Consider the following 16,176-nt stretch of genomic DNA (forward strand, 5'->3'; position numbering starts at 1 on the left):
GTACGCGCGGTCAGGCGCTGACCCGTTCGGGCTGCTCCGCACGGAGGCCGGCGGGCTGCTCGGCGGTGGCGGGGGTGTTCTCCCGGGGCGTGGGCAGCACGGCCATGATCAGGGCGGAGACCACGATGGTCGCGGCCCAGGCGAGCCCGTACCTGCCGACGAAGGTGTCGGACAGCGGGCCGGCGAACCAGTCGCAGCTGGTGAAGGCGAGGCCGATCAGCAGCGCGAGCACCCACGACACCATCGCCTGCCAGCAGAAGCCGCCGACGTACCAGTAGCGGCTGTTCCGGCTGGTGTCCATCAGCGCGTCGGCGTCGTAGCGCACCGCGCGCGACCGGCGCCGGAACATGTCGACGGCGTAGACGCCGATCCAGGCCGAGAAGGAGACGGCGAGCAGGATCAGGAAGGTGATGAAGGAGCCCAGGAAGCTCTTGGCGACCAGCATCAGCAGCAGGCCGCCGACCAGCGAGATCACGGCGTTGATGCTGACGGCCAGGGCGCGCGGGAGCTTGACGCCCATGGTCTGCGCGGTGAAGCCGGCCGAGTACATGGAGAGGCTGTTGATCAGCAGCATGCCCACGATCGCGGTCAGCAGGTAGGGCACGGCCAGCCAGGTCGGCAGCAGGTCACCGAGGAAGGAGACCGGGTCGGCGGCCTGCGCCAGGCCGGGGGAGGCCACCGCCATCACGGCGCCCATCAGCACCATCGGCACCATGACCAGGCCGGCGCCGGAGACCGTCACGCCGACGATCTTCTTGCCGGAGGCGGCGTGCGGCAGGTAGCGGGCGAAGTCCGGGCCGGTGGGGACCCAGCTGATGCCGCCGGCGGCGATGGTTCCGATGCCGGCGATCATCATCGCGGTGGTGCCGGCGGGCTTGGCGAAGACCTCGCTCCAGTCCATGGTCGCGACCAGGTAGCCCAGCACCAGGATGCTGAAGACGCCGAAGAGGTACGTCGACCAGGTGTTGCAGACGTTCAGCGCCTTGCGGCCCATGCCGGAGACCAGGAAGGTGCAGGCGACGAAGAGGAAGAGCGTGATGACGATCAGCGCGGTGTTGCTCTTCACGCCGAACATCAGGTCGAGGACGGTCAGCACGGCATAGGCGCCGGTGACGGCGTTGATCGTCTCCCAGCCGAACCGGGCGATCCAGAGGATCGCGCCGGGGAAGAGGTTGCCGCGCACGCCGAAGGTGGCCCGCGAGAGGGTCGCGCCGGGCGCCCCGCCCCACTTCCCGGAGACCGACAGCACGCCGACCAGGCCGAACGAGACGAGCGCGGCGCACGCCGCGACGATCAGGACCTGCCAGAAGTTCAGCTGGTTGAGCACCACCAGGGCCGCGCCCATGGTGAGCAGCAGCACGCTGATGTTCGCGGCGACCCAGGTCGGGAAGAGCTCGCGGACTCTGCCCCGGCGCTCGTGGTCCGGGACGGGTTCGATACCGCGCGTCTCTATCGCGCCGTCGGCGGTGGCGGCGGTGGACGTGTTGTCCATGAGGGTGGCTCCGTGCGTGTGAAGCGGGAGATGAATCGGGCAAATGGAACATTTATGGAAGTCTCCGCGCGTAGCGCGGAAGTTGAGTTATCCTACCTTTGTTCTGGAGTGACCCGATTGATGCGGTTGGCCGCTAGGGATCGAGGACGATCGGGCAGGGTTTCGGACGGTCGTGGGGCAGTCCGTCCGACTGGCGGGATCTTGGCGACCTCAGGCGTTCACGCCACTCGTGGGGCGGGCCCGCGGACCGGAGGATGGAGCCGTCGCCGACCGGGGGAACCGGGAACGGCGCGCACCGAGCCCCGTCCCGACCAGCCGGAACACGAGGTACCCGCATGCCCGCCACCGCTCCCGCCGTCGCCGCTGCCGCCCCGATCGGCGGCGCCGACCCCGCTCCCGCCGCGACTACCGGCGCCGTCCTGAGCGTGCCCGCCGCCGCCCCCGCCGAGGCCGCCGCCCACTTCGCCGCCCGGCTCGCCTTCGAGGCGGACGTCTCCGACGTCCACGCGGACCTGGTGTCCGGCGCGCCCGGTGTCGTGGTGGTCGACACCCGCAGCGACGCCGCCTGGGACCAGGGCCACATCCCCGGCGCCCTCCACATCCCCACCGCGCGGATCGCCGACCTGGCGCCGCAGCTGATCGACCCGGCCCTGACCGTGGTCACCTACTGCTGGGGCCCCGGCTGCAACGGCGCGACCCGCGCCGCGCTGGCCTTCGCCCGCCTCGGCTACCAGGTCAAGGAGATGCTCGGCGGCTTCGAGTACTGGGCACGCGAGGGCTTCGCCTACGACTCCGCCACCGGCACCGAGCAGCGCCCCGTCGACGACCTGACCGCCCCGCGCTCGGGCATCTCCTGCGCATGCTGACGGACCCCGAACGGCCGGGCGGGCGTTGCCAGCGCACTGCCAGCGCTCTGCCAGCGGTCTGCCCGCGAGGTGCGGAACGGTCGGACGTGCCGGGCGGTACGCCGCGACCGAGGAGCGCGTTCGACCGCCCGGCCCGTTGACGAAAGGGCACCGGCATGACTCCTACCTCCCCTCCCCCCGGCCCCGCCGCAGGACCGCGCCCGCACCGGGCGTCCCGCACTGCGGCGCGGCGTACGGCAGCCGGCTGGCGGCTCGGCGCGGGCGCCGCCGCGGCCGCACTGCTGGCCGCGGTGTGCCCGGCGACGGCCCTGGCGGCGCCGGACACCGGACCGGTGCCCCGCCTGACCTGGGAGAAGTGCGCGGACGGCTTCGAGTGCGCGACCGCCCGCGTCCCGCTCGACCACCACGACCCGCACGGCGCCGGGATCGACCTCGCCGTCATCCGGCACCCCGCGGAGGACCACGCGCACCGGATCGGCTCGCTGTTCTACAACCCCGGTGGCCCGGCCGTGTCCGGCGTAAAGGCCCTGCCCGCGATGCTCGGCCGGTTCCCCGAGGAGGTGCGCAAGCGCTTCGACATCGTCAGCTTCGACCCGCGCGGCACCGGAGCCAGCGCTCCCGTCCAGTGCTTCGACGACCCGCAGGACGAGCAGGCCCTGCTGGCGGGCACCGCCGCCGGCTACCCCGAGGGCGAGGACCAGCAGCAGGCCTGGAGCGCCGCCTACCGGCGGCTGGCCCGGCAGTGCGCGGACCGCAACCCCGCCCTGCTGCCGCACATCTCCACCGCGAACGTCGCCCGGGACATGGAGCTGCTGCGCCGGGCGGTCGGCGACCGGCAGCTCACCTACCTGGGCACCTCGTACGGCAGCTACCTCGGCGCCACCTACGCCAACCTGTTCCCCGGCCGGGTCCGCGCCATGATCCTCGACAGCGCACCGGACCCGGTCGCCTGGTCGACCGGCCGCGGCGGGCAGGGCGCCACCACGGGCACCCTGCTGCGCAACGGCAGCGACCTGGCCGCCGGCCGCGTCCTCGACGCCTTCCTCGACCAGTGCGGCCAGGCCGGCCCCCTGACCGGATCCCAGGCCGGCCCGCGGCCCGGATCCCAGGCCGACTCCCGGAGCTGCGCCTTCTCCGCCGGGACGGCCGCCGCCACCCGGGCCAGGTACGGCGAACTGTTCGCGCGGCTGCGCACCCGACCGGTCGCCTTCGGCGGGATGACCTTCACCGCCGGCTCGACCCTGGAGGCCACCATCCTCTCGCTCTACGCCGCCAACCCCGTCCCGGGCATCCCCGGCACCGGCTGGACCCAGCTGGGCGCGACGCTCGGCGCACTGTGGGCCGCCACCGAAGCGCCCGCCGCGCCGACCGCACTGCCGCCCGTCGTCCACCCGTCGCCGGACCAGGTGCTCGCAGTGGCGTGCTCGGACAGCGCCGACCCGCCGGCCAGGGCCGACCACGCCGCCCTGGCCGCGCTCGCCCGAGCCCGCTCCGGCGAGGTCGGCCCGTACTTCGCCTGGGCCGACGAGCGCTGCGCCGACTGGCCCGCCCGGGACCGCGACCGGTACGACGGCCCCTGGAACCACCCGACCGCCCGGCCGGTCCTGGTCGTCGCCAACACCGATGACCCGGCCATGCCGTACGAAGGCTCCCGCGCGATGGCCCGCTCGCTCGCCCGCGCCCGGCTGCTGACCGTCGACGGCTACGGCCACACCGTGCTGGCCAACCCCAGCGACTGCGCCGCCCGGCACGAGACCCGCTACCTGGTCGAAGGTGTCCTGCCCGCCCCCGGGACGGTCTGCGCACCCGACCGGCAGCCGTTCGGCGGCTGACCGGGTACCCGCTCCGCCGGCCGGCGCGCACCCGGCGGAGCGGGCGGCGAGGCAGGCTGAGGCGGTCCGGAGGGCCCGTCAGCCCGCCTCCAGGGCCAGCGACTCCGGCCGCGGCAACGCCAGGCCGCGCTCCCAGGCGGCCCGGAACCCGGCCTCCCCGAGGGCCTCGGCGCAGCCGTCCAGGACGGCCCGCAGCTCCGGATCGCCCGCGTCGTGGGCCCCGCGCAGGCGGTGCGCCGCGCCCAGCGCCGCGGCCCCGCGCGCCGCGTCGCCGACGGCGAGGCAGTACTCGGCGTACCCCTCCAGGACGTCCGCCCGCACCGGCCGGTCGCCGCTGTCCGCGGCCAGCTCCAGGGCGCGCAGGTGCAGCGCTGCGGCCGCGTCCGGCGCGCCGAGCCGCCGGCGGGTCCGGGCCAGACCGGTGTGCAACAGGGCGAGCAGGTGCAGCCGCGCCGGGGCGCCGGGACCGGTCGCGGGCAGCTGCTCCAGCCGCCGCAGCGTCTCCTGCAGGCCGTCCGCCGCCGCGTCCAAGTCGCCGGTCCGCCGGGCGAGTTCACCGAGTGCGAAGCGGGCGGCGGCCTGCAGGTGCGGGTCCCGGGCGCGGTCGGCGGCGGCCAGCGCGCGCTCCAGGTCCGCCCGGGCCGCCGCCGCCTCGCCGCCGCGCGCCCGCAGCCGGCCCGACAGCAGCAGGAGCAGCGGCGCCTCGCCGCGACCGCCCATCTCGACGTCCCGTTCACCGGCCTCCGCCAGCGCCGCGAGCGCCTCGTCGGCCGCGCCGGTGACGGACAGCAGCGCGGCCAGCGTGACCAGGGCCATGGCCAGCCCCCAACGGTCGCCCAGGGCCCGGAAGTCGTCCACCGCGGTCCGCAGGCAGTGCTCGGCGGGCCCGATCCGGCCCGCGCCCAACTCGACCCGGCCGAGCACCAGTCGGGCGGCCGCCCGGACCCACCGGTCGGGATGCTCGCCGTACCGCTGCGCCGTCGCGCCCACCGCGTCCGGCGCGTCCGGCGGGCTCGCCACGGCGAGCAGCAGCGAGGCGGCCAGGCCGACGGGGTGGTCGGACTGCTGCGCCGTGACCAGGGCCGCGCCCATCGCCTCGGGCGGGATCACGGCGTCGCCGGTCTCCCGGAGCGGCGCGGTGAGCTGCGCCAGGATCACGCACCGGGCGTGCACCTGCTCCAGGCCGGGCGGCGGGACGTAGCCGTGGGCGGCGAGGACGGCCGCCGTCCACTCACCGGCCTCGCGGCCCTGGCCACGCATCAGCCACGGCCAGGCCCGTGCGGCCGTCAACCGCAGCGCGAACTCCGGTGGGCCGACGGCGACCGCCCGGCGCAGCGCCGCGTCCAGGTTGCCCTGTTCCGCGTCGAGTCGGGCCAGCAGGCCGGTCTGACCGGCCGTCCGCAGTCGGGGTTCGGCGTCCTCGGCGAGCTCCGTGAAGCAGCGCAGGTGGGCGGCGCCGGTCCGGCCGTCCTCCCCGGCCTCGACGAGCCGTTCGGCCGCGTACGCGCGGACGGTCTCCAGCAGCCGGTAGCGCACCGCCCCGGTGCCCCGGCCGGCGACCGTGGCCAGGGACTTGTCGACCAGGGACGCCAGCAGGTCCTCCACGGCCGTCGGGTCGGGCGCCGGCCCGCCCGGCCAGTGCCCGGCGCAGACCAGGTGCGCGTCCGGGAGGGTCGCCCCGCCGGCGAACACCGAGAGCCGGCGCAGCAGGACGCGCTCGTCCTCGTCGAGCAGCTCCCAGCTCCAGTCGATGACGGCGCGCAGCGTGCGGTGCCGGTCCGGAGCGGTGCGCGGGCCGCGGTCCAGCAGCCGGAGCCGGTCGTGCAGCCGCGCGGCGATCTGCCCGGGGCTCAGCGCCCGCAGCCGGGCCGCCGCCAGTTCGAGGGCCAGGGGGAGGCCGTCCAGCTCCCGGCAGATCCGGACGATCGGCTCGACGGTGTCCCGGTCCACGGCGAATCCGGGGCAGGTCGCGGCGGCTCGCTCGGCGAAGAGGGCGACGGCCGGGTACGCGAGCGCCTCCTGCACGGTGGCGCCGGGTTCGGGCACGGCGAGCGGCGGCACCGGCCACAGCACCTCGCCGGTCACGCCGAGCGGTTCGCGGCTGGTGGCCAGCACGGTGAGCCGGGGCGCGGCGGCCAACAGACGGTGGGTCAGCCGGGCGGCCTCCTCGATCAGGTGCTCGCAGTTGTCCAGGACGAGCAGGACGTCCCGGCCCTCCAGCGCCCGGACGATCCGGTCGACGGGGTCCCCGGCCGGCTCGCCGGTGGGCAGGCCGCCGGACAGCACCCCGGCGTCCGCCGGGTGGCAGACCGCCGTCAGCACGGCCCGGGCCGGCCCGTCCGGCCCGGCCACGGCCGCGAGTTCGGCGACCCGTACGTCCGGTGTGTTCGGTACATCCGGTACGTCCGGTGCGCGGCGTACGGCGTGCGCTGCCGGTACGGTGCCGGCGTGTGCTGCCTGCGCGGCCGTTGCGGCGGCGACGGCCAGCCGGGTCTTGCCCACGCCTCCCGGCCCGGTCAGCGTCACCAGGCGCGACCGGCGCAGCCGTTCCGCCACGGCCGTCAGCGCCTCGTCGCGCCCGATCAGGGCGGTGATCCAGCCGGGCAGCGCGGTGCGCCCGGCCACGCTCGCGCCCGACGCCCCGGCCGGCCCCGGGGTGAGCGGCTGCGCGCCGGACAGCACCCGCAGGTGGACGTCCTTCAGCTCGGCGGACGGGTCGGCACCCAGCTCCTCCGCCAACGACCGCCGGGTTCGCTCGAACACCTCCAGCGCCGCCGCCTGCCGCCCGGTCGCGTGGAGCGCGCGCATCAGCCTGACGGCGGTCCGCTCGCGCAGCGGGTGGGCGACGCACAGTCCGGTGAGCTCGGCGACCAGACGCGCGGGCGCGTCGGTCCCGCCGAGCGCGAGCAGGGCGTCGGCCCGGTCCTCGACCGCCGACAGCCGCAGCTCCGCCAGCCGGGCCGCCGGCGCCGCGGCGAACCCGACGCCTTCGGCGTCCGCGAACGGCGCGCCGCGCCAGAGTTCCAGCGCCCCGTCCAGCAGCGCGACCGCCTCGGCGAGCCCGCCCGCCGTCAGTGCCGCCCGTCCCGCCGCCGCCTTCTGCTCGAAGTCCCAGGCGTCCACGCTCCCGCGGGGCAGGTCGAGCAGATACCCGGCGGGGTGCGAACCGATCACGGCCCGGTCGGCCCCCAGTACCCGCCGGAGCCGGGAGACCAGGGACTGCAGGGCGCCGGCCGGCTCCTCCGGCGGGGTGTCCCCCCAGAGGTCGTCCACCAGGCGCTCACGGGTGACCACGCGCCCGGGGTCGAGCGCCAGCCGGACCAGCAGCGACCGAAGCCGGGCCCCGCCGACCTCGACAGCCTCCCCGTCCGCACCCCGCACGACCTGAAGCGGCCCCAGAACGTTGATCCGCAACCCCGCCTGCCCCTCGTTCAGCACCGGCCGACAACCAAGATCATTGTCCCGGTGGCCGGCAGCAGTGGCCCCACGGGGGTCCGACTCCCGCCCGGTGCCGTTCGAGGTGCCGGTCTCCAGGCGGACTGCCCACGTCGGCCGGGCGACGTGGCCGGGCACGCAGACCTGCCGGGGCCGCCCCCGATCGGCGGTCCGGGAAAACGGACTGCCAGGCGGTCCCGTGGGCACCTACCATCGGCTCCGTGATGTCGAAGCCGTCAGGGTCGAATGCCGCGTAGGCCCCCGCGCCGGGTGCGTGCCGAGAGCGTCGCCGATCGCCAGGAGCGCGACCCGGTCAGCACGCTGCTGGTCAGCGTCTGTCCCGGACCGCCCGTGTGCCGCGCCGTCCACACCTACCTCTTCGTCGACGGCCTCGACGTGATCGCGCGCAGTCACGACGGCGCGGCCGGCGGTCATCCGAGCCGGCTGCTCAGGCCCGGAGGTCCGCTCCACCCGGCCGATCAGCCCCGGAGCGTGGAGCTCGGTACCCAGGGGCAGGGCCCCGACACCGCCCCGGCGGTCCGGCTCCGGGTCCGGCTCCGGGGGCGGACCGTGTTCTGGAGCGACCTGATGTACCCGGGTGCCGACGGCCGGGTCATCGAGGAGGTCCGCTTCGACCTGGCCCAGTACCTGGCCGAGATCGAGCGGGGCTACGCGCGGTGGGGCCGCGGCGCGTGACGCGTACGGGCGCGCCCCCCGGCAGCCCGGCCGCGCCTGTCAGCGTGCGCGTGACGCCTCGGTGGGGTGCGTGCTCGCCGCGGTCGGCCACGGCCGGCTCGGCCTGGATACGGTCGGCCTCTTCCCGCAGCCCGTCCCGACGGCGAGCAGCGAGCTCTCGCTGTTCCAGAAGCCCCATGACCGACGGCATCCCGACCTCCAACCGAGCGACGACACGACGCCACTCCCCGGGGCCGCCGCCCCTGTACCTGACCAGCGAAAACGCAGTCATCAAGCACGGAAGGACAACAGCCGCTCACCAGTGGCACCAGTTGTGGCACGAGGGTGGAGTCGAGAAGTGCCTGACAAGACCTGAGGCTGATGGCTAACCTTGGCATGCTCTCGGCATCGGAGAACTCTTCGAACTGGCACCGGACTTACCTGGGAACCAGGGCTGGAGGGCGGGCCAGGGCGGCACGGTGCGACTCGGACCACCGCGATCACCGGCATGGGATCGCGGCCACCGCAAGGCACAGGAGATGATCTTGACAGTTCGCAGGAAACTCTCGGCCGTAGCCCTCACCGGCGGCATCCTGGCCGGCGGCGTGGCGATCGCCACGCCGGCCAGCGCCATCGGCGGCATCGCGTGCCCCACCCAGAACGCCAACGGCCCCATGAGCCACGGCCTGGAAGTCTGGACCCATTCCGGCAACTTCTGCTACGCGGGCACCGCCGGCACGGTGAAAAGCGTCAACCTGACCGGCGTCTACAGGATCACGGCCGACTGGAATCACGGGAGCTTCGAGACCACCGTCGGCACCATCGACATCGGGCCGACCGGTACGCGGACCAACAGGGTCGACTTCAGCTCCTCCGAGTCCGTGTACAACGTGACGATCCTCAACGGCTAGAGCCAGCCCTGGTGACGACCCGAGGACGAGCCTGGCGCTGCCACGGGCAGCGCCAGGCAGCCCCGCGACCTGATGCACCGTCCGCTCCCGGCTGTTTCTACCGTTGCGGCATCAGGCGATCGGGGTCACGTCCGTGGGCTTGACGTCCTGCTCGAACAGCTCGGCCGCCCACATGCGCGAACCGGTGAGCCAGGCAGGAACACGCGAGAGTGGCCGAGGACTGGGACAGCCGGAGGCGTACAGCCACCGTGTGACAACAGCCACTCAGCCTCTCCAACGCTGTGGCCGCCACGGCCTTCCCTTCCGACGCGCGAACGATGCCGGGTGGCATCCTGCCCCCGAGGGCTGACACTCCCGCGACGGTCCTCGCCGTTCGTCGACCCGCGCAGCGATGGGCGGTCCCAATCGACGCGTCCTCGTGTCCACCAGACAGTGGCTCGGCCCGGATCCTCGGCTCGGTGATTGATCTCCAGGGTGGGCCGGACCGCACTAGCCTGTCGGGGTGACTCGGACCGGTCGGTATCGATGGCGTACCCGTCTGCGCAGGCACCTGCCCTGGTACCTCGTCGAGCGAGGGCTCGGCGGCAAGGGCAGCAAGGATTGCGGAGCCCACGAGTGGTACAACCACGACGGTGCTGCGGCACGTTGCTACCACTGCGAGGTCGGTGAGCGTCCCTGGGCCGGAGCTTCCGGCAACGCCTGACCGCACCGGCCGGCATGGAGGAGGGGCGGCGGCTTCAACGGACCGGCCGGACCGTCGAGTTCGCAGCGCTGCGCTGCTTCGCTGCCTCGCGCTCAAGTCTGATGCCGCGGAGCGCTGCGCGGCCGCCCGGGTGTCAGGTCCGGGGCCGCGGCAGGGTGGGCCGGGGGATGCGGCTGATCACCGAGCCGATCAGGGTGCCGATGGAGACCCCGAAGACGGCCGACACGGCGGTGAGCAGGGCGTGCGCCCCGTTGGCGACCTCGATCTGTGCGGTGTTGAGCAGGCCGAAGGAGCCCGGCACCACGACCCAGAACGCAGGCAGGTAGAGCACCTGCCAGGACGAGCCGCGCCGCAGCCAGTGCGCGACGGTGGCGGCGGCCGCGGCGGTGACCGCCCCGGCCAGGCCGCCGATCGCCGCGCCGTTGGCCGAGGTCACGGTGACCTGGACGGCGGCGGTCACCGCGATCACCGCGACGATCCACGGGATGGCCGGCGGCGGGGTGTGGACGTTGATCACGACCCCGGCCACGGTGAGCGCCAGCCCCAGGCAGATCAGCCACCAACTCGGTGTGGCCACCTGGGTGTTGGCCAGGGCGGAGGCCGGAACTCCGGTGACGGTGCCGGCGGCCACCACGCCGGCGAGGAAGAGCGCCAGCTGCACGGAGCCGGACGCCAGCCGAGCGGTGCCGGCGCTGGCCGCACCCGCGGCGATCTCCGACAGTCCGGTCACCAGGAGGCTGCCCGGCAGCAGGATCGCCAGCGTCGCGACGATCGTGCGCAGCGGCCCGTCCAGCAGCGAGGCGCGGGCGGCCCCCAGGACGAGGACGGAGACGAGGAAGCCGGCGGTGACCGGCAGCAGCGGCCGGAGCAGCGGCATCCGGCGGGCCGCCATGGTCAGCCCCACCACGATCAGGGAGCCGATCCCGGCGGCGACGACGTTCGCCGCCACGGGTTGCAGGTAGAGGCACAGCCCCACGCCGACCGGCAGCATCCCCAGGTCCGCGACCCAGCCGGGCCAGCGGGCCGGCGCCCGGCGGATCGCGTCCAGGTCGCGCAGCGCCCGGTGTCCGTCCAGGTCGCCCGCGCGCAGCCGGTGCACCACGTCGAGGAGGTCGGCCGTCTGCTCGAACCGCAGCGTGGGGCCGACGGGTTCGAACGCGGTCGCGTCGTCCGCGCTCAGCGCGACGAACAGCCCGGTGGTCAGGGCGGCCACCCGCACGTCGGGCGCCCCCAGCGCCCGCCCGAGACCGCGCAGCTCCTCCTCGACGTCGTGGACGGGCAGGCCGCCGCTCAACAGTCCTGCGCCGAGTTCGAGCAGGAGGCGGCGGCGCGGGTCGGCCGGGGCGTCGGCGCCCCGGCCGGGCGGAAATGTGCTGGACATGGCGGGTATGGTCGCATACCGCCCGCTTTCCGCCGCGTACGGGGGCGGCTGTGACGGCACTGCGGACCCCGTGGTGGCGCAGCCGGCCCGAACGCCCGAGGCCCGGACCCCGGACGGCCCGGACGGCCGGTCCTGTCAGTGGCGGTTGTTAGCCTGCGGCGAGTCCGAGAGGTCGGCGAACGGGGAGGGTTCTGACGTGGGCGGAAACGGGTGGGCGGCGACCGGGCCGTACCAGGAGGACCTGCGGGCGGCGTTCCGCAGGGCCCAGCAGCAGGAGCTGGCGGAGGACGACCACGGCTTTCCGGGGCAGGGCATCGTCGAACTCTGGGAGGACGAGGACTGGCGGGAGTACATCCTGACCGGAGGCACCGGCACGGTGCTGGACTTCTACGCGCTGATCGACGCCGGGGCGGGCGACCAGGAGGCGATGATGCGCCCCCTGACGGAGGGGGAGATCCGCAGCTGGGCTCCCGACGGCCGGCCCACGCGGGAGCAGTGGGACGCTTCGATATCGCAGCTGCTCGCCCCCGTCGGCCGCGCGATCGGCCGGTGCACGGTGCTGTACCGGGACGGCGAACCGGCCGAGGTCGCCTACTGGGGCTGCACCGCGGACTAGTGCAGCGCCGCGTTGATCCTCCGGGGGTCCATGCGGTTTCGAGTGGGCTGCCGTCGGAGGTCCGGCGGTAGGGCTTGGCGTCGTGTTCGTCGTAGGCCAGGACGAAGGCGGCGCTCGACGAGGCCAGCGAAGGGAACTCGCGCCGCACGACGTACTCCCGGTGGATTACTCCGGTACCTCGCCGGGGCTACGAACGTCGCCGGAATGTTTGCATCCGCGGGCTGATTCGATGCGGAGCTGCGGAACCTAGCGTCTCCCCCATGAAACGCAATCGCCGTATCAGCGCCGTCGCGGCGCTGGCGCTCGCCGCCGTCGTCACCGGAACCGGCACCGGGTTCGCCGCCACGACCACACCGTCGGCCACACCGGTGGCCACGCACGCCTTCGACACCGCCACGGCCACGGCCACCGCGCCCACGCGGTCCTTCCAGGGCGCGCTCCCCGCGCCGACCGGGCCCTACGCCGCCGGCGAGGACGTCATCCACCTCACCGACGCGAGCCGTCCCGACCCGTGGGTGCCGTCATCCGGCCCCCGCCAACTGACCGTCACGATGGTCTACCCGGCCGTCCCCGGGACCGGGACCCCGGCCCCGTACATGACCCTCGGTGAGGCAGCCGGAGTCCTCCAGCGCCGGAAGCTGCCGGCGAGCTCCGGCGTCACCCCGCAGACCCTTTCCAGCGTCACCACGCACGCCTTCGACGGCGCGCGGCCGCAGAGCGGCAAGCATCCGCTGGTGGTCCTCTCGGCCGCTTACGAGAACCCGCGCATGACGCTCACCTCGCTCGCGACCGACCTGGCCAGTCACGGCTACGTCGTCGCGCTCGTCGGCCACACCTACGAGGACAGCGGCGAGACGCTGGCGAACGGCCAGACGTCGCCGTGCGCGATCTGCGATGGCCCGGCGGGGCTCGACTTCGACTCCGTCGCCGCCGGCCGTGCGCTGGACGTGTCCTTCGTGATCGACCGGTTGACGCACGGCAATAGCGCGTGGCGCCTGGCACACCTCATCGACAAGCACGAGATCGGCATGGCCGGACACTCCCTCGGCGGAGCGGCGGGCGCCGCCACGATGATCGCCGACCCGCGCGTACGGGCCGGAGTGAACATGGACGGCTCCTTCCACCCCGTCCCGATGCCCGGCCAGATCGACCGGCCGTTCCTCATGCTGGGCGCGGCCGACAACCTCTCGGCCGACGGCGACAACTGGGGGCGGACCTGGCCTGCCCTCGGCGGCTACAAGAAGTGGCTGACGGTCACCGGCGCCGACCACTTCAGCTTCAGCGACCTGGACCTGCTTCTGGAGGAGGCCGGGTTCCCGACGGCGCCCCTCTCCCCGGAACGCGGGGTGGCGATCACCCGCGAGTACGTGACGGCGTTCTTCGACCAGACGCTGAAGGGGATTCACGGTCCGCTGCTGGACGGGCCCTCGCCCACCAATCCGGAAGTACTCTTCCAGCACCAGGACGTGTCCGATCATTGATCTTTTGACCCCCGCAAGCCCGTGACCTGCGGGTTCAACCAGAAAAGTGCCGCTGGCCAGGCGGAACCACCTTCAGTGGTTCGCACTGGTCAGCGGCGCTCTTGGCCTTCGTGTGCCCCGGATGTGCCCTGCAGGGCACCTGGGCGGCATCGCTGGTCAGCGCCCGCCGGGCACGTCCGGGGCGATCCTCAAGCAGCCGATGCCTGCGTCGATGAGCCACTCGGCGATAGCACTGTCCAGTTCCCACGGTGCCCGCAGGAGCGCCGCACGTAGTGCGCTCCGATCCTGCATGCCGGCTGGCTCGGGTCGCAGTCGCTCGTACTCCTTGGGCCCATAGGGATGGTCTGCCGGGTTGTCGAGCACGGCCACGAACTGGTCGACTCGCGTCGGCCAGGAGGGGTGCCCCCACCATTCGGTGCAGGCCAGTGCACCATGGGCAGCCGAGAACAGCAGGCCGAAGCGGACGCCGTTGTTCTCCATCCGCGCGACGAAGCCCCGCAGATTCCGGTCCGCCTCTTCCACGTACTCGTCGAGGTCCGCCTCGGTCCGCGCGAGATCGCGGAGCGTCGCACCAGTCGGGAGTTTGCGCTCGGGGTTCGTCAGCCAGCGGAAGAGCCGGTAGCCGAGAGCGTCGGCATCCTCGACCGTGAGCCCCGCCAGCCCTTCACGAGTGCCGGTACTGATGCCGTGCTCCCTCGCCCATCCCCGCAGCCGCTGGCGCACACCGTGGGTGGTGTGGCTGTTGACCCGCATCATGTCGCCGTCAGACAGGCGTCCCTCGCCATGCCAGTCCTCGACGCAGGTGTTGCGCCATGCGCTGTTGGTGATGCCGATCGCGAGGACATCCAGCAGCGCGGTCAGGTCAACAGGGTCGATTCCGGCCCTCGACCGCAGCATCTCCTCGACCGTCTCTTCGGTCATCATGGCCTGCGCTCTGTCGATGCTGCTGGCCCCGCCCATGGGGCTCCTTTCGCCGGCGATCCTGTGTACCCGGTTGATCCTAGGCAGTGCAGGGGCGGCTCGGCGGCCGTATCCGAGGCTCCGGCCGGCCTACCTCGCGCCTGCTCCGGACGTACCACGTCACCCGCCACACCAAGGTCCCTTTGCCGCAGCGGTCTTGATCACATCAAGGTCTGTCGCTTCTCGGTGGAGCCGTGTGCGGTGACTGTCGTGGTCTGCACCTGGATGTCGGGTGACCGAGCTGCCCCGGCCGCCCTTACGGTCAGCGGGCGGCGAGGAGTTCGCCGCGTTCGACGGCCCCGCGCAGGACGGTGGCGAAGTCCTGGGGCAGGAGGTTGACCGCGTCGAGGGCGTCAGCGGCCAGGGGGATCTCTTCGAGGATGTACTCGCCTCGGCCTTCCTGGCTGAACTCGGGGCCGGTGCGGTCCTCGAAGTTCCACTTCTCGATCGTGGCGAGGTAGAAGTCCTGGCGCTCGTCGGCGGTCTCGATGGTGTGGAGGAGGCTGACGATCCGGGCCTCGCCTGCGATCTCCTCGCGGACCTCGCGCAGGAGGGCGTCCTCGGGGCCGGCGTCGGTCGGTTCGATCTTGCCGCCGACGATCACCCAGTACGGGTCGATGCCGGGGCGGATGCGCTTGATCAGCAGCATGGTGTTGTTCGGGGTGAGGAGGACGGCGCGGACGCGGTGCTGCATGGTGGTCTCTTCCTGTTCTCGACGGTCTCGGTGGTGTGTGGGCGGGTCAGTGGAGGAGCCGGCCGCCGTCGACGTGCAACGACCGGCCGGTGATGAAGGACGCGCTGGGGCCGGCGGGGAAGGCGACCGCGGCGGCGACGTCCTCGGGGCGGCCTCGGCGCTGGACGCACCGGCGGCGGATCTGGTCCACGGGTCGATCCGGAGCGGCCGGTTGCGTGCCACCCCTTCGAGGGTGTCGCGTCGGGCCGCACCTGTGACCGCCGGCGGCTCCAGGGCGCCGGACACTATCGGCCGGCCGGCGGCGCGTCGAACTGTTCCGGGCCGCCCTGGCGGGCGAGGGCCACCGTCCACTGCGGGAACTGGGTCACCGGTACGGCGGACGCGGTGGACGGGACGGACGCGGCGTTCGGGGCGATGGAGCCCGGGCGCTGGGCTGCGGCGGGGAGGAACGCGACGCGGCAGCGGCGGCACAACCAGGCTGCCCGCCACACCTGGTGGAGCTGTTGCCACTGCTCGTAGCTCTGCGGCCACCGGTCCGCCGTGGACGTGCGGCGGCTTCGGTGATCGAAGTGGACGGTGAGTCCGATGCCCAGCAGGACCACCGCGACGAGCAGGGCGCCGTAGTGGTAGCCGACCCGGTACGCGGCGTCGGAGCTGCCGCCGTCGTCACCGGAGAGCAGGGCGCGCAGGCCCAGCAGGCCGAAGAGGCCGGCCAGGACGAAGAGGGTGATCGCGGCCCCGGTCGTACCCCCGGGCTCGGGCGGCATCGACAGCAGCTCCCGGGTCGGCGGGTCGAGCGGCCGGTCGGCGTCCAGCAGGGCGTTCCGTACGGCGGCGGTTTCGTCCGCGGCCGCGCACGTCGGGCAGGTGGTGCTCATCGAGAGGTGACTCCGGGGGTGATGCGCGGTGCGCGGAGGAACACGTAGGACAGCACAGGGAACTGACTGATCATATGACCGGTCCCCGAGGTCTCACCGCGCCCGGCTCACCCGCCGGACGCCGGTGCCTCCCGGCCCGTGCGCCGCTCGGTGCCTCAGAAAGTGTTGGGTAATCGGATGATTACTGGTTCTTGAGGTCGTCGGCGAGGCGGCGGGCTGCTTCGGTCTCGATGGGGCCGCGCGGTTCGACCT

13 protein-coding genes are annotated in these 16,176 nt (G+C 73.6%); 6 read left to right on the plus strand and 7 right to left on the minus strand.

The window, feature by feature from the left end; genetic code table 11:
• Positions 1–10 precede the first annotated feature (10 nt).
• Positions 11–1,492: a cytosine permease gene (locus tag ACIRST_RS20865; RefSeq protein WP_350520546.1), complete on the minus strand. Its 1,482-nt coding sequence runs from the start codon at positions 1,490–1,492 to the stop codon at positions 11–13.
• Positions 1,493–1,827: 335 nt separating this feature from the next.
• On the opposite strand from ACIRST_RS20865, the gene ACIRST_RS20870 reads away from it, so the two are divergent.
• Together ACIRST_RS20870 and ACIRST_RS20875 are read left to right on the plus strand one after the other, a co-directional pair.
• Positions 1,828–2,358 (plus strand): rhodanese-like domain-containing protein, encoded by a 531-nt coding sequence (locus ACIRST_RS20870; protein ID WP_402803473.1) that lies wholly within the window; start codon positions 1,828–1,830, stop codon positions 2,356–2,358.
• A gap of 155 nt (positions 2,359–2,513) precedes the next feature.
• Positions 2,514–4,190 (plus strand): alpha/beta hydrolase, encoded by a 1,677-nt coding sequence (locus ACIRST_RS20875; protein ID WP_402803475.1) that lies wholly within the window; start codon positions 2,514–2,516, stop codon positions 4,188–4,190.
• Positions 4,191–4,268: 78 nt separating this feature from the next.
• Here the strand turns inward: ACIRST_RS20875 and ACIRST_RS20880 are convergent, their stop codons facing one another.
• Entirely contained in the window at positions 4,269–7,604 is a 3,336-nt protein-coding gene (locus ACIRST_RS20880; RefSeq protein ID WP_402803477.1) for a BTAD domain-containing putative transcriptional regulator, read from the minus strand.
• A 291-nt stretch (positions 7,605–7,895) separates the two neighbouring features.
• On the opposite strand from ACIRST_RS20880, the gene ACIRST_RS20885 reads away from it, so the two are divergent.
• Both ACIRST_RS20885 and ACIRST_RS20890 read left to right on the plus strand, forming a co-directional pair.
• Positions 7,896–8,321 (plus strand): hypothetical protein, encoded by a 426-nt coding sequence (locus ACIRST_RS20885; protein WP_402803479.1) that lies wholly within the window; start codon positions 7,896–7,898, stop codon positions 8,319–8,321.
• 524 nt (positions 8,322–8,845) lie between these two features.
• The gene (locus tag ACIRST_RS20890) at positions 8,846–9,211 is read left to right on the plus strand and encodes a hypothetical protein (protein WP_350520552.1); all 366 of its coding nucleotides are present in this window, start codon (positions 8,846–8,848) and stop codon (positions 9,209–9,211) included.
• 836 nt (positions 9,212–10,047) lie between these two features.
• On the opposite strand, the gene ACIRST_RS20895 is transcribed toward ACIRST_RS20890, so the two are convergent.
• Positions 10,048–11,295 carry a threonine/serine exporter family protein gene (locus ACIRST_RS20895; protein WP_402803481.1) on the minus strand — a complete coding sequence of 416 codons (1,248 nt, stop codon included), beginning with the start codon at positions 11,293–11,295 and terminating at the stop codon, positions 10,048–10,050.
• A gap of 196 nt (positions 11,296–11,491) precedes the next feature.
• On the opposite strand from ACIRST_RS20895, the gene ACIRST_RS20900 reads away from it, so the two are divergent.
• Both ACIRST_RS20900 and ACIRST_RS20905 read left to right on the plus strand, forming a co-directional pair.
• A complete protein-coding gene (locus tag ACIRST_RS20900; RefSeq protein WP_402803483.1) occupies positions 11,492–11,911 on the plus strand; it encodes a hypothetical protein in 420 nt (139 codons plus the stop codon).
• A gap of 260 nt (positions 11,912–12,171) precedes the next feature.
• Positions 12,172–13,392 carry an alpha/beta hydrolase family protein gene (locus tag ACIRST_RS20905; protein WP_402803485.1) on the plus strand — a complete coding sequence of 407 codons (1,221 nt, stop codon included), beginning with the start codon at positions 12,172–12,174 and terminating at the stop codon, positions 13,390–13,392.
• A gap of 156 nt (positions 13,393–13,548) precedes the next feature.
• Here ACIRST_RS20905 and ACIRST_RS20910 read toward each other — a convergent pair whose 3' ends face one another.
• From ACIRST_RS20910 to ACIRST_RS20925, 4 genes are all read right to left on the minus strand, one after another.
• Positions 13,549–14,352 carry a hypothetical protein gene (locus ACIRST_RS20910; RefSeq protein ID WP_402803487.1) on the minus strand — a complete coding sequence of 268 codons (804 nt, stop codon included), beginning with the start codon at positions 14,350–14,352 and terminating at the stop codon, positions 13,549–13,551.
• Positions 14,353–14,614: 262 nt separating this feature from the next.
• Positions 14,615–15,046, minus strand: a complete 432-nt coding sequence (locus tag ACIRST_RS20915; RefSeq protein WP_402803489.1) for an NUDIX domain-containing protein — start codon at positions 15,044–15,046, stop codon at positions 14,615–14,617.
• A 46-nt stretch (positions 15,047–15,092) separates the two neighbouring features.
• Positions 15,093–15,236 (minus strand): SDR family oxidoreductase, encoded by a 144-nt coding sequence (locus ACIRST_RS20920; RefSeq protein ID WP_402803490.1) that lies wholly within the window; start codon positions 15,234–15,236, stop codon positions 15,093–15,095.
• A gap of 94 nt (positions 15,237–15,330) precedes the next feature.
• Positions 15,331–15,924: a hypothetical protein gene (locus tag ACIRST_RS20925; protein ID WP_350520558.1), complete on the minus strand. Its 594-nt coding sequence runs from the start codon at positions 15,922–15,924 to the stop codon at positions 15,331–15,333.
• Between the last annotated feature and the right edge of the window lie 252 nt (positions 15,925–16,176).

Source organism: Kitasatospora sp. NPDC101447, from assembly GCF_044767225.1.
Classification (GTDB): domain Bacteria; phylum Actinomycetota; class Actinomycetes; order Streptomycetales; family Streptomycetaceae; genus Kitasatospora.